Source organism: Ruegeria sp. CJ2 (assembly GCF_056536745.1).
In genome coordinates this window covers 160,196-173,367 of sequence record NZ_JBQFQF010000003.1, presented here as the reverse complement: position 1 = coordinate 173,367, position 13,172 = coordinate 160,196, and the positions used below count along the sequence as shown (strand labels likewise).

Here is a 13,172-nt window from a genome sequence, read left to right as displayed (position 1 = left end):
TAAGCCATCGCTTCGTGGCGCATGCTTTATTGATTCCTGCCTGCGCCCGGTAGCGCCCATTTTGTACCCAAGCCCTGCGGGGTTTTGCCCGTGATCCTCGACCGTTATTTTGCCCGCCGGTTCATCCAGAGCTTTCTGGTCATCGGTGGCATCTTCCTGACATTGTTGATTCTGATCGACCTGATTGAACAGGTTCGGCGCTTTGACGAGGTTGACCTGTCATTTGGCCAGCTTCTGCACCTGACGCTGCTGAATACCCCGGCGGCCATCAGTGAAATGCTGCCGTTGCTGGTGATTCTTTCGACAATCGCGCTTTTCGTCGGCCTTGCGCGCAGTTCTGAATTGGTCGTGACCCGCGCCATCGGCCGGTCAGGTATTCGTGCGTTGCTGGCACCTGCTGTCTTGGCACTGGCGATCGGGGCAGTTGCCGTCGCCCTGCTGAACCCAATCTCAGCCGCCACGTCCGAGGAATACACAAGACTGTCCGACTCGTATCGAAACAACGGCGGGTCAGCCTTTTCGATCAGCAGCGAAGGTATGTGGCTGCGGCAGGGCTCGCAAAACGGCCAATCCGTGATTCACGCGCGGGGCACATCAAACGGCGGCGCACTGAAACTGAACGAAGTGACGATCATCGCATTTTCGCAGGACGGTACGCCGACCCAGCAGATTGCCGCCGACAGCGCTGTCCTCGACGAGGGCAACTGGACTTTGTCCAACGCCAAAGTCTGGTCCTTGGATCAGGACATAAACCCGGAAACCAGCGCGGTCGAGCATTCGACGCTTGAAATCCCCACATCGCTGACCCGCGAGCGCATTTTGGACACGCTGGGGCGGCAAGGGGCCGTTTCGGTCTACGACCTGCCACAGCTTATTCGTGACCTCAGCGAAGCCGGGTTTTCCACGAAGCAATACGAAGTCTGGCTGCAAGTGCAGCTCGCGCGCCCGATCTTCTTGGTATCTATGGTCCTGATTGGAGCGGCTTTCACCATGCGCCACGTCCGCTTTGGCGGAACCGGGATCGCGGTTCTGTCTGCGGTGCTGTTGGGTTTTGGCATCTATTTCGTGCGCAACTTTGCCCAAATTCTAGGGGAAAACGGACAATTGCCTATCTTTGTCGCGGCGTGGGCTCCGCCCTTTGCTGCCATCCTTCTGTCTCTCGGCCTTTTGCTGCACGCGGAGGACGGCTGATGCGGTTACTTTCCTGCCTGTTTTTGTCCGGCGCTCTGGCGTTGGCCATACCTCTGGGCGCGGGCGCTCAAAATCAGCCCTCCGGTGGCCCGGGACAAACCACGCCGCAAGAGGAAGAACCAGCCCTTCTGGTTGCGGATCGGATATTCATCACTCCGGAACGAGTGCTTGTCGCCGAAGGCAATGTCGAAGCGTTTCAGGACGACGTCAAAGTTACGGCGCAGCGGATTACCTATGACCGGGACAGCGGTGAACTTCTGCTTGAGGGACCGGTTCGCCTTGATCAGGGTGGCGCAACGACGCTGCTGGCGGATTCGGCGGAATTGGACAGCGGCATCCAAAACGGCCTGCTCATCGGGGCCCGAATGGTGTTCGAGCAGCAAGTCCAGATTGCGTCGGTTCAGGCCACGCGCGCGGCCGGACGCTATACGCAATTCAGCAAGGTCTCGGCCACGTCCTGTCACGTCTGTGCGAACGGGAAGCCTCCGATATGGCAGATCCGTGCGCGCAAAGTCACCCATGACCAACTGGAACGGCAGCTATACTTTGAAGGCGCGCAATTCCGGATTCTGGACGTTCCGGTATTCTACTTCCCCTACCTGCGCCTTCCCGATCCTACGCTTGACCGGGCGACAGGCTTTCTTGTCCCTTCGGTCAGAACCACGTCGCAACTGGGAACTGGCCTGCAAGTGCCGTATTTCTTCAAAATAGGCGACCATAAAGACCTGACGTTGACCCCCTACGTCTCGTCCAAGACCAAAACACTAGGGTTCCGGTATCGGCAGGCGTTCAAACGAGGACGTATCCGCATCTGGGGCGCCTATACCAAAGACGACCTGCAACCAGACGATCAGCGCGGGTACCTTTTTGCGGATGGCGCATTCAACCTTCAGGACGGTTACCGGTTCACATTCGACCTGAAGACCACGTCTGACGACGCGTATTTGGCCGACTACGGCCTGCCCGATTTCGACCGGTTGCGCAGCGAGGTTGCGCTGGAACGGATAAAACGGAATACGGCGTTCCGCACCAGCTTCATCCATTACAAGACTTTGCGCGACAGCGAAGATCAGGATGAAATCCCGTCGCGCGTGTTCGATCTGTACTATCAGAAACGCCACTTTCCGACGGCGGTAGGCGGCGAAGTTCGACTGGGTTTTATCGCACACGCGCATGAACGGACCAGCGACGAAGATATCGTGGGCCGCGATGTGGCGCGCGCAACTTTCGATGCCGAATGGATGCGCAGTTGGATTTTCACCACGGGCCTGCGCGCGGACGCCAGGTTGGGCGCATCTGTTGATACGTTCAACATTCGTCATGACAGCGGGTTCCCCAGTCAAGTGACCCGCACCACCCCACGTGCGGCGCTTACGCTGCGCTACCCGATGTCACGGCAGGAAAAGTCGGGCGCGACCCAAGTCCTTGAGCCGATCGCCCAAATCGGGTGGACCCATGTTTCGACCAATGACGTGCCGATCGACGAAAGTACGTTTCAGGAATTCGACCAGGGCAACCTGTTGTCCCTCTCGCGCTTTCCGGCACCGGACCGGCGTGAAGACGGCGCAACCGGGGTGGTCGGGGTCAACTGGGCCCGCTACGGGGCAAAGGGGTGGCGTGCACTGGCAACGGTTGGTCAGGTCTTTCGCGCGGATGCCGATCCCGAATTCAACGTAACCTCGGGCTTGCAGGGAACGGCGTCAGACCTGTTGATCGCAGGCCAGTTGCGAACAGCCAATGGCTGGTCACTGGCTGGGCGCGGATTGCTCAACGGTGACTTCAGTTTCGCCAAGGCCGAATTACGTGCGGCCTGGAGGCAAAAATCAACCAGCGTATCGGGCAGCTATGTCTGGCAGGAACCCGATCCTGCCGAAAACGCAGAGGATGAGATCTCGGAAGTTCGCGTCAACGGTCGTTACCGTATTGACCAAAACTGGCTGACTCGCGCATTCGCCCGCTATGACCTCGCCGAGTCCGAACCGATCCGTTATGGGTTGGGCGTGACCTACCAAAACGAATGTGTACAGGCAAATATGATCGTGAGTAGACGATTTACCTCGTCTTCGAGTATTGAGCCTTCGACAGAATTCGGATTTACCGTAGCCCTGACAGGATACTCCGTTGAAGGTGGCGGCCAACAGTTCAAGAGAAGATGCAGTTGATTTCACGTTTCTCCAGTTTCGTTCGTTCCGGTTGGCTAACGTCTGTGGCTCAGGCACTGGCCGCCGTAGTGTTGTGTCTTGCACCTATGGAAGCACAGGCGCAAAGCCCGTTCTCGCCAGCAATTAAGGTTAATCAGGATATCGTCACCTGGTATGAATTGGACCAGCGCCTGCAATTCCTTTTGGCTCTGGGCGCCCCCGGAGCGTCCGAGGACGAGGTTCGCGACGCTCTGATCGACGACCGCCTGCGCAAGCAAGCCATGCGCGAGGCGGGAATCGAAGTCAGCCCAGAAGACGTGCAGGTTGGCATTGACGAGTTCGCTGCGCGCGGACGCTTGTCGACGGATCAATTTCTGCAACTTCTGGCCGACGCCGGCGTTTCCCCGGAAACTGTCCGGGATTTTGTCGCAGACCAGCTTTCGTGGCGCGACTATGTCAGCGCCCGTTTTCTGTCGCAGGCCCGCCCGTCCGAGGACGAAATCAACCGGGCGCTGGGACAGGCCGGTGGTGGTGGATTGCAGGTATTGATGTCCGAGATCATCATTCCGGTCAATCAGCAGACCATCGCCCAAGCCGAGTTGTTGGCCGAAGAAATCGCGCAATTGGAAGGGTTTGACGCCTTTTCAGCGGCAGCCACCCAATATTCCGCCGCGGGCACACGGGACAATGGTGGCCGTTTGGAATGGCTGAACCTGACCGACCTGCCCCCCGCCTTGCAGCCGGTTATCCTTGGCCTCAAGAATGGGGACATAACGCAGCCCATCAACCTGCCGAACGCCATTGCCCTGTTCCAGATGCGTGGCCTGCGCGAGGTCGCGTCGGGCGCGCCGCGTTATTCCAAAATCGACTATGCCATCTACAACCTTCCCGGTGGTCGCAGCGCTGAAACTCTGGCCCGCGCCGCCAAGTTGCGGGAAGAGATCGACACATGCGATGACCTTTACGGGATCGCACAAGACCAACCGGCTGAAGTTCTGCAACGGATCGAGGCCAGCCCCTCGGAAATTCCACGGGACGTCGCGCTGGAACTGGCCAAGCTTGATCTTAATGAGGTTTCCACGAATCTGACCGCCAATAATGGCCAGACCCTCCGGTTTCTGATGTTGTGCACCCGGACGCTTGACCGTGGCGAGGAAACCTCGCGCGTGGACGTGGCCAATGCGCTGACGCAGCAACGGCTACAGGCCTTCTCGGAAAGCCTGCTTGAACAGCTCCGCGCGGACGCAACGATCATCGAGCAATGACCGCCCCGATCGCGCTCAGCTGCGGCGACCCTGCCGGTATCGGCCCAGAGATCGCGGCCAAAGCATGGGCAGAGCTACGAGATGCATACCCGTTTTTCTATATCGGGGACGCAGCGCATCTTCCTCAGGGAACGCCTGTGCAGCAGATCAGCGACCCCGCACAGGCCCTTCGTGTCAGCGCGTCGGCAATGCCTGTTCTGCAACTGGACTTCCCCGAACCCAATCGCCCCGGCACGCCCTCAGCCGCAGATGCACCCGGCGTCATAGATGCGATTAAGCGTGGCGTCTCACTCGTACAGTCAGGCGCGGCGTCAGCGCTCTGCACCGCGCCGATTCACAAGAAAGCACTGATTGACGGGGCCGGGTTCGCCTATCCCGGCCATACCGAATTTCTCGCGGCCCTGGCCGGACGCAAACGCGTGGTCATGATGCTGGCCAGTGACAAGTTGCGCGTGGTGCCAGCCACGATCCATATTCCCCTGTCCCGCGTTCCGTCCGAACTCACGCCAGACCTGCTGCGCGACACGATTGAAATCACGGCCCAAGGGTTGCGAACCCAATTCGGAATCGCCTGCCCCCGCATCGCCATTGCCGGGCTCAACCCGCACGCGGGCGAAGGTGGCAAAATGGGGCTTGAGGAGTTGGACTGGATCGGCCCGTTGATCTCTGAACTGCCTTCAGAAAGCTACACTGTCAGCGGTCCGCACCCCGCAGACACGATGTTTCATGCCGCTGCACGGGCACGTTATGACGCGGCCATAGCAATGTATCATGATCAGGCACTTATCCCGATCAAGACACTGGACTTCGACCGAGGTGTAAACGTGACGCTCGGCCTGCCTTTCATACGGACATCGCCTGACCACGGCACAGCGCTCGATATCGCAGGTCAAGGCATCGCCAATCCGTCCAGCCTGATCGAGGCCTTGAAACTCGCCCACCGCATGGCAAAAAGCACTTGATCCTTCACCTGGCTGAAAATATCCCCGCCGGAGGCAAAAAATCTATGGTGCACCCCATCCCTCCTGCGCCACGGTAATCTGAGTATGAGCGCTATCGACAATCTTCCACCCCTGCGCGAGGTCATCGCAACCCACCAGCTTTCGGCGCGAAAGTCGCTGGGCCAGAACTTCCTGCTGGACCTTAACCTGACGGCCAAGATTGCGCGTCAGGCCGGAGACCTGTCAGAATGTGATGTGCTGGAAATCGGGCCCGGTCCCGGTGGTCTGACCCGTGGATTGCTGTCCGAGGGCGCCCGAAAAGTGGTCGCGGTCGAGAAAGACACCCGCTGCATTGCCGCCCTGAACGACATCGCCGCCGCATATCCCGGCCGTTTGGAGGTCATCAACGGTGACGCGCTCGAGATTGACCCGATGGCTCATCTAACGCCGCCAATCCGGGTTGCGGCCAACCTGCCCTATAACGTCGGAACTGAGCTTCTTGTGCGGTGGCTGACACCCCCTGAATGGCCCCCGTTCTGGCAAAGCCTGACCCTGATGTTTCAGCGTGAGGTCGCTGAACGGATCGTGGCGCAGCCCGGCAGCAAAACCTACGGCCGTCTTGCCATCCTTGCGCAGTGGCGCGCCGAGGCCCGTATTGCCATGTCTCTGCCGCCCGGAGCATTCACACCTCCGCCCAAGGTTTCAAGCGCCGTGGTTCATCTGACCGCCCTGCCCGAACCGCGCTATCCTGCCAATCCCGCCACACTCTCCCGTGTTGTGGCCGCAGCGTTCAATCAACGTCGCAAAATGCTGCGCGCCTCGCTGAAGGGCGTCGCGCCAAATATCGAAGACAGGCTATTGGCTGCCGGCATCCAACCAACCGAACGGGCTGAACAGGTACCACTGGAAGCCTTCTGCGCGTTGTCGCGTGAAGTCGACAAAGGTTGAAACAAAAAAGCCCCGGGCAGAACCTCGGGGCTTTATTTTTTCTCGTGTGCCTTTGATTACTCGGCAGCCTCGGGCGCATCACCTTTATCCGACGATGCCTCTTCTGCCGGTGCAGGTTTTGGCTTGCGTGTCCGCGGACGGCGCGGCGGTTTTTCCTTCTTCTCGGCGGACTCGCCTTCAGCACCCTTGCTTTCCGGGGTCTCTACCAACCCCGATTCAGGCGCGGCAGCCTCGGGCGTGAAATCCATCACGTCAGGCTGTGGCGCTTCTGCCGGATCGGACTGGCGCGCGGCTTCGCGTTCCTGACGCTCGGCGCGTTCACGGTCACGTTCGGCCTGACGTTCGCGGTTCTGCCGCTCCTGCTCTTCCCGGCGCGCTTCCATTTCGCGTTGCGCTTCACTCAGCAGGCGCAGGTAATGCTCGGCATGCTGTTGAAAGTTTTCGGCAGCCACGCGGTCATTGGACAGCTGCGCGTCACGGGCAAGCTGGTTGTACTTGTCAATGATCTGCTGGGGCGTGCCACGCACTTTACCCTCTGGGCCCGAGCTGTCGAAAACCCGGTTTACTACGTTGCCTCCAGAAGGACGATTGCGGTTATTCTTGGCCCGCGAGCGGGATTTGGAAGATCTCATCTACTTTCGTCAGCCTTGTCATTCGATGTCGATCACCTCGCGACTTGCACTGCTCGAAGGCTATTGCTGTGACGCGATGTCGACTTTTTGGGCTTGGCGTCAGGGGCGCGCTGTAACGGCGTCAACCTCGCTGACTAATCATGAGTAAACATGTCCGGCGCGCGCAGACAAGGGGTTTGTACTAAATTTCGCAGCTTTTTTACATCAATCGGCGTATTTCAGCCTCAGTGCACGGCTTCACTGCGGCATTCTGGCAAATACGACCCGATCGCGGCCGTCCAAATCGGGAATTATCTGCGTGTCGACCAAACCAGCTGCATCAAACAGCGCCGAGACGCTCTTGCCCTGCGTCGGCCCAATTTCGACCAGTAAACGCCCACCAGGTATCAGAAAATCCGGAACCTCGGCGGCAATACGGCGGTAGGCGCCCAGACCGTCGCCTTCATCCGTCAGGGCCATGCGCGGTTCGTGTTCGCGCACTTCGGGGGACAATTCCGTCATTTCGGGCAGGGAAATATACGGGGGATTGGAAACAATAAGGTCAAAACCACCATTAATGCTCTCAAACCAATCAGATTTGGCAATCTCGACACGATCTTGAACCTGATGCTGAACCGCATTTGCGCTGGCCTGCAAACAGGCGGCCTCGCTCAGGTCTACGCCCACCCCTGTCGCGCTGGTTCTTTCCGCCAAAAGGGTTATCAGGATGCACCCTGACCCGACCCCAAGGTCCAGAACATGGTCGAAAGGTTCGCTCAACGCCGCTTCGATCAGAGTCTCGGTTTCTGGCCGAGGGTCGAGCACATCACGGCTGACCCGAAAGCGGCGGCCATAAAATTCTCTTTCCCCCAGCAGGTGGGACACCGGCACTCGAATGGCCCGCAAGGAAATCAATTGATCATACCGTTCGGCGATCTCAGGCGAAAGCTCCTCGGGGGCGATTAATGTGACGCGGCTGGCTTCGATTCGCGCAGCGTGGGCCAGCAGCACACGGGCGTCACGCGCCGGATCAGCAACCCCGGCCGCCCGTAGCCGCGCCGTTGCAGCGACCATCGCCTGCGCCGCTGTCAACGCAGCAATCATTGCGCCATCTCAGCCAGCAGGCGGGCTTGGTCATCTGCCGTCAGCGCGTCTATGACCTCGTCCAGATCGCCCTGCATGACCTGATCCAGCTTGTACAAAGTCAGGTTGATACGGTGATCGGTCATACGGCCCTGTGGGAAATTATACGTCCTGATCCGCTCGGACCGGTCACCGGACCCCACTTGGCTGGCTCGGTCGGCGGATCGTTCACTGTCGATCCTCTGACGCTCCAGATCATAGAGGCGTGTCTTCAGAACCTGCATCGCGATCTCACGATTGCGATGCTGGGACTTTTCAGAACTTGTCACCACAAGACCGGTCGGAAGATGGGTGATGCGCACGGCCGAATCCGTCGTGTTCACGTGCTGGCCACCCGCGCCCGAACTGCGCATTGTGTCGATCCGAATGTCATTCGCATCAATCTGGATGTCCACATCCTCGGCCTCGGGCAACACCGCCACGGTTGCCGCCGACGTGTGAATCCGCCCACCGCTTTCCGTTTCGGGCACGCGCTGAACCCTGTGCACGCCGGATTCGTACTTTAACCGGGCAAAGACGTTGTCGCCCTTGATATGCGCCACAACTTCCTTGATGCCGCCAAGGTCCGAGGCTTGCTCTTCGATGATCTCAAAGCGCCAGCCATGCGCCTCGGCATAGCGTTGATACATGCGCAGCAGATCTGCGGCGAACAATGCGGCCTCATCCCCTCCGGTTCCGGGGCGGATTTCCAGCATGGCAGGGCGCGCATCGGCCGCGTCACGGGGCAGCAAAGCCAACTGGAGCGCATGTTCTGCCGCGGGGATACGGGTTCGCAGGTCGGGGATTTCCTCCTCGGCCAGCTCCTTCATATCGGGGTCCGCCAGCATCGCCTGCGCTTCGGCCAGATCCGCCACCAGCTGCCGCCAGGCCATGATCTGTTCGACCACCGGTTTGAGGTCGGAATATTCCTTGGCCAGAGCCGCAATGTCCCCGCCCGCTGCGCCGTCTGACATCGCCGCTTCGAGGTATTGGAATCGCTGAGTTATCTGTTCTAGACGTTCTTCGGGGATCATCCCGGGGGTGTCTATCAATCCGGGGCTTTGGTCAAGGGCCGACCGTATGCTAAGCTGCGGCGCATGAGATGGTTTGCACTTGCTATGACGCTGTTTTCCACGCCTGTAATGGCCGATTATGTCGGTCCGGACGGCAAGGTACGCGACTGCTATTGCACCGATACATCCGGCACGCGCATCGAACTGGGTGAAATGATCTGCCTGCAGGTTGATGGCCGCATGTTCATGGCCCAGTGCCAGATGTCTTTGAACGTCCCGATGTGGCGCGAAGTGCAGGAAGGGTGCCTATCCTCAGGGCTTGAGCGCAGCCAACCACCCATCAACACGGTGACGGTTTACCCCAAAATCTGAGCGCCCAAAACGCAGGCGCGCGTGGATGCGCAGCGTGTCGCCGTCCTGCTGGACCGTAGTGTAATCGGGAAAACCGATCACTTTGGTGCGGGTAACATAGGTGACCATCCCTTCGTTCACGGAACCCGCCAGAACCGTTGTACGCGCTGTGTTACGTGCAATCGTATCCAAACGTGCCAGCCCGTCAGGGCCGGTTTCCAGCACACGGACTACGCCACCTTTCATATCGCGATCCGCTTGACCGGTGGGCATTACATGCCATCGCGTGGGATCGGACGGAGCCAGACGGATATACGCGCCCAGTGCTACGACCGCCGCAACCACAAGGAAAATGAGCATTTTCTTCATCCCGAACCTATTTTTTCGGCAAGCTTATTCGGAATACTGGCATGGACAAGCGCCGAGGCAGCCTCTTACCGCGACGTCACACCGGGCAGGATACACAGAAGTTCGAACAACAGGTTGGCCGCCGTCAGCGCCGTGTTGCCCGACGGGTCATAAGGCGGTGAGACCTCAACCAAATCGCACCCCACGACGGATAGACCGCTGAGCGCGTGGATCAGTTGCAAGGCCTGTGGCGTGGTCAGCCCCGCTATTTCAGGCGTACCCGTTCCCGGCGCAAAAGACGGATCGAGACTGTCGATGTCGTAGGTGACATAAGTGGGATGATCGCCAATCGTCTTGCGTATCTGAGAGCCAACTTCCGTCAGGTTCTGCTGCCACAGCTCCCACACCGGAAACTGCCGAAACCCCCAATCCTTAGCCTCGGTGAAATCCGTCGAAGCATAGCCCGAACCGCGAATGCCGATCTGGAAGGTCTTGTCGGGAACAATCAGCCCTTCTTCGTAGGCGCGTCGGAAGACGGTGCCGTGGGTCTCACGCTCGCCAAACATCTCATTATTCACGTCGGCATGGGCATCCACATGAACCAGCGCCACCGGCCCGTGTTTGGCCGCAATTGCCCGCAAAATCGGCAGGGTGATCGAGTGATCGCCCCCCATCGCCACAGGCGTCACATCCTGCGCCAGTATCGCATCATAGCTTTCCTTGATGATCTTCAGGCTTTCGGCCAGCGAAAATGTGTTGATCGCCAGATCGCCGATATCGGCAATCTGCAGGCTGTCGAACGGAGCCGCGAATGTGGCCATGTTATAGGGCCGGATCATCGCGCTTTCGGCACGTATCTGCTTGGGCCCAAACCGCGTACCCGACCGCCACGAGGTGCCGATATCCATCGGAATACCCAAAACGGCGACATCCAACCCGTCCAACGTATCCACCTGCGGCAGCCGCATGAACGTATTCGGCCCGGAAAACCGCGCCAGATCATTGCCGCTGAGGGGCTGGTTGAATTCTGTCATGCCCGTATCTCTCCCGTTCGGTCTTTTGGTTAACGTGATACCGGAAAGATGGCTAACCAAAGGTTAAGCCTTCAGCTTGTTCCACCCCAACAGACAAATAATCTGCGTCGCCACATGCGCGCCTGCTATCGCCGTGGCGCCGGAAGTATCAAAGGGCGGAGATACTTCGACCACGTCCCCGCCCTTGATGTTGATCCCGGCAATATCGCGCAGGATGATCTGCGCTTGAATGGAACTCAGCCCGCCCCAGACGGGTGTACCGGTGCCCGGCGCAAAGGCGGGATCCAGACCGTCGATATCAAAGCTCAGGTAGACGGGACTGTCACCCAGAATGCCTTTGATCTTTTGCGCGACAGCAGCGGGGCCGGATTCATAAACCTCGCGCGCGTCGATGATGTTGACGCCCAGTGTGTCCTCGTTGGTGGTGCGAATGCCGACCTGCACCGATCGCTTTGGGTCGACGATGCCCGATTTCACTGCCTTATAGAACATCGTGCCGTGATCCACGCGGGACATGTCATCATCGGCCCACGTGTCCGTATGGGCATCAAATTGCAGCAGAGACATGGGCCCGTATTTCTCGGCATAAGCCTTCAGAATCGGAAAGCTGATATAGTGATCCCCGCCCAATGTCACCGAGGCCACATCCGCCGCCAGAATTGTCCTGATATGATCGGTCAGAGTATCCGGAAAGGCCGGGATATTGGCGTAATCGTAGGCCATGTCGCCATAATCCACGATCGCCAGCTCACTCAGCGCATCAAAAGGCCAGCCATAGGGCGCATCCGGCGACTGCAAAGCACTGGCCTCGCGGATTGCGCGCGGGCCCAGCCGGGTTCCGGGGCGGTTGGTCACTGCCTGATCGAAGGGCACGCCTGTGACCGCGATATCAACGCCCTTCAGATCTTTGGTATAAAGCCGCCGCAGAAAGGACGTCGCACCGCCGAATGTATTTTCGTATGACAACCCCTTGAGGTCAAGGTTGGTGAACGCCTCGTCCACCTGGTTTTTTGCATCTTCCAGTGCCATTTATTCCCCCATCAGCCCAGCGGCTGCGCCTTTTCAACGATCCGCGCGAAGAAGGATGCCCCAACCGGCGCGATCTCGTCGTTGAAATTGTATTTCGGATGATGCAGCCCGGCGCTGTCGCCCTGCCCCAGAAACAGATAGGCCCCCGGACGCGCATTCAGCATATACGAAAAATCCTCGGCCCCCATCATCGCGCCAATGTTCGTGACCACCCGCTCGTCGCCTGCCACGTCCCGCGCGACCTCGGCTGCAAACCCGGTTTTGTCAGCGTCATTGATGGTTGCGGGGTAATTGATCTCATAATCCAGCCGGGCCTCAACCCCGTAGGACTGCGCCTGCCCCTGCACGATCTGCTCCATCCGCTCTATCACCATCTTCTGGACGGACGTATCGAAGGTGCGGACTGTACCGTTGATATAGGCGGTGTCCGGGATCACGTTGTTGACCGTTCCGGTGTGGATCTGAGTAACCGAGACAACAAGATCGTCCAGCGCATAGTTGTTGCGGCTGACAATCGTCTGAATGGCCTGCGCAATTCCGCAGGCCGCCATCACCGGGTCGCGTGTTTCGTGCGGCATGGCCCCGTGGCCGCCAAGACCCTGGATGTGAATTTCAAACGTGTCGACAGCCGCCATGATCGGGCCGGGCGTCGTCTGAAACGACCCCTCAGGGACACCGGGCGCGTTGTGCAGGGCATAGACCTGAGAGATATCGAACCGGTCCATAAGCCCTTCTTCGACCATGACACCTGCTCCGCCGCCTTCCTCCTCGGCGGGTTGAAAGATCAGGGCCACGCGGCCGCGGAAATTGCGCGTCTCAGCCAGATAGCGGGCCGCTCCCAACAGCATCGTGGTATGCCCGTCATGGCCACAGGCATGCATATTGCCCGGCTTGGTCGAGGCATAGTCGGCCCCGGTTTCCTCGGGGATCGGTAACGCATCCATGTCCGCACGCAAGCCGATTGTCGGCCCCTCGCCCTGCCCGTTGATGATCGCGACAATCCCGGTTTTGGCAATTCCTTCATGCAGTTCGTCCACACCAAACTCGCGCAACCTGTCAGCAACAAAAGCTGCGGTTTCATGACACTCAAACTCCAACTCAGGGATTGAATGCAGGTGCTGACGCCACGTGGTCATGTCGGCGGCGTAATCGGCAATTCGGTTGACGACGGGCATCTG

At 59.1% G+C, this 13,172-nt stretch carries 13 protein-coding genes; 6 read left to right on the top strand and 7 right to left on the bottom strand.

Going from position 1 to position 13,172, the window contains the following annotated elements; translation table 11 throughout:
- The first annotated feature begins 90 nt into the window (after nt 1-90).
- From lptG to rsmA, 5 genes are all read left to right on the top strand, one after another.
- Nucleotides 91-1,191 carry an LPS export ABC transporter permease LptG gene (lptG, locus tag ACR0MS_RS05400; protein WP_480570243.1) on the top strand — a complete coding sequence of 367 codons (1,101 nt, stop codon included), beginning with the start codon at nt 91-93 and terminating at the stop codon, nt 1,189-1,191.
- Nucleotides 1,191-3,353: an LPS-assembly protein LptD gene (locus ACR0MS_RS05395; RefSeq protein WP_480570241.1), complete on the top strand. Its 2,163-nt coding sequence runs from the start codon at nt 1,191-1,193 to the stop codon at nt 3,351-3,353. The genes lptG and ACR0MS_RS05395 overlap by 1 nt, the downstream gene beginning before the upstream one ends.
- A complete protein-coding gene (locus ACR0MS_RS05390; RefSeq protein ID WP_480570238.1) occupies nt 3,344-4,597 on the top strand; it encodes a peptidylprolyl isomerase in 1,254 nt (417 codons plus the stop codon). Before ACR0MS_RS05395 ends, ACR0MS_RS05390 begins: the two co-directional genes overlap by 10 nt.
- On the top strand, nt 4,594-5,559 hold the full coding sequence (gene pdxA / locus ACR0MS_RS05385; RefSeq protein WP_480570235.1) for a 4-hydroxythreonine-4-phosphate dehydrogenase PdxA: 966 nt from the start codon (nt 4,594-4,596) through the stop codon (nt 5,557-5,559). The genes ACR0MS_RS05390 and pdxA overlap by 4 nt, the downstream gene beginning before the upstream one ends.
- An 84-nt stretch (nt 5,560-5,643) precedes the next feature.
- Nucleotides 5,644-6,486, top strand: a complete 843-nt coding sequence (gene rsmA / locus ACR0MS_RS05380; RefSeq protein WP_480570232.1) for a 16S rRNA (adenine(1518)-N(6)/adenine(1519)-N(6))-dimethyltransferase RsmA — start codon at nt 5,644-5,646, stop codon at nt 6,484-6,486.
- 56 nt (nt 6,487-6,542) lie between these two features.
- Here rsmA and ACR0MS_RS05375 read toward each other — a convergent pair whose 3' ends face one another.
- The 3 genes from ACR0MS_RS05375 to prfA form a co-directional block, all read right to left on the bottom strand.
- On the bottom strand, nt 6,543-7,118 hold the full coding sequence (locus ACR0MS_RS05375) for a DUF4167 domain-containing protein (protein WP_480570229.1): 576 nt from the start codon (nt 7,116-7,118) through the stop codon (nt 6,543-6,545).
- Between the two features lie 237 nt (nt 7,119-7,355).
- Entirely contained in the window at nt 7,356-8,201 is an 846-nt protein-coding gene (gene prmC, locus ACR0MS_RS05370; protein WP_480570225.1) for a peptide chain release factor N(5)-glutamine methyltransferase, read from the bottom strand.
- Nucleotides 8,198-9,253 (bottom strand): peptide chain release factor 1, encoded by a 1,056-nt coding sequence (gene prfA, locus ACR0MS_RS05365; protein WP_480570876.1) that lies wholly within the window; start codon nt 9,251-9,253, stop codon nt 8,198-8,200. The genes prmC and prfA overlap by 4 nt, the downstream gene beginning before the upstream one ends.
- 63 nt (nt 9,254-9,316) lie before the next feature.
- On the opposite strand from prfA, the gene ACR0MS_RS05360 reads away from it, so the two are divergent.
- Complete coding sequence (locus tag ACR0MS_RS05360) at nt 9,317-9,604, top strand: hypothetical protein (RefSeq protein ID WP_480570222.1); 288 nt, start codon at nt 9,317-9,319, stop codon at nt 9,602-9,604.
- Here ACR0MS_RS05360 and ACR0MS_RS05355 read toward each other — a convergent pair.
- From ACR0MS_RS05355 to ACR0MS_RS05340, 4 genes are all read right to left on the bottom strand, one after another.
- Entirely contained in the window at nt 9,545-9,952 is a 408-nt protein-coding gene (locus tag ACR0MS_RS05355; RefSeq protein ID WP_480570219.1) for a DUF1499 domain-containing protein, read from the bottom strand. The two genes, ACR0MS_RS05360 and ACR0MS_RS05355, sit on opposite strands and share 60 nt — an antisense overlap.
- Before the next feature lie 65 nt (nt 9,953-10,017).
- The gene (gene speB / locus ACR0MS_RS05350; RefSeq protein ID WP_480570216.1) at nt 10,018-10,965 is read right to left on the bottom strand and encodes an agmatinase; all 948 of its coding nucleotides are present in this window, start codon (nt 10,963-10,965) and stop codon (nt 10,018-10,020) included.
- Nucleotides 10,966-11,028: 63 nt separating this feature from the next.
- A complete protein-coding gene (speB, locus tag ACR0MS_RS05345) occupies nt 11,029-11,994 on the bottom strand; it encodes an agmatinase (RefSeq protein WP_480570213.1) in 966 nt (321 codons plus the stop codon).
- Nucleotides 11,995-12,005: 11 nt separating this feature from the next.
- Nucleotides 12,006-13,169 (bottom strand): M20 aminoacylase family protein, encoded by a 1,164-nt coding sequence (locus tag ACR0MS_RS05340; RefSeq protein WP_480570210.1) that lies wholly within the window; start codon nt 13,167-13,169, stop codon nt 12,006-12,008.
- Between the last annotated feature and the right edge of the window lie 3 nt (nt 13,170-13,172).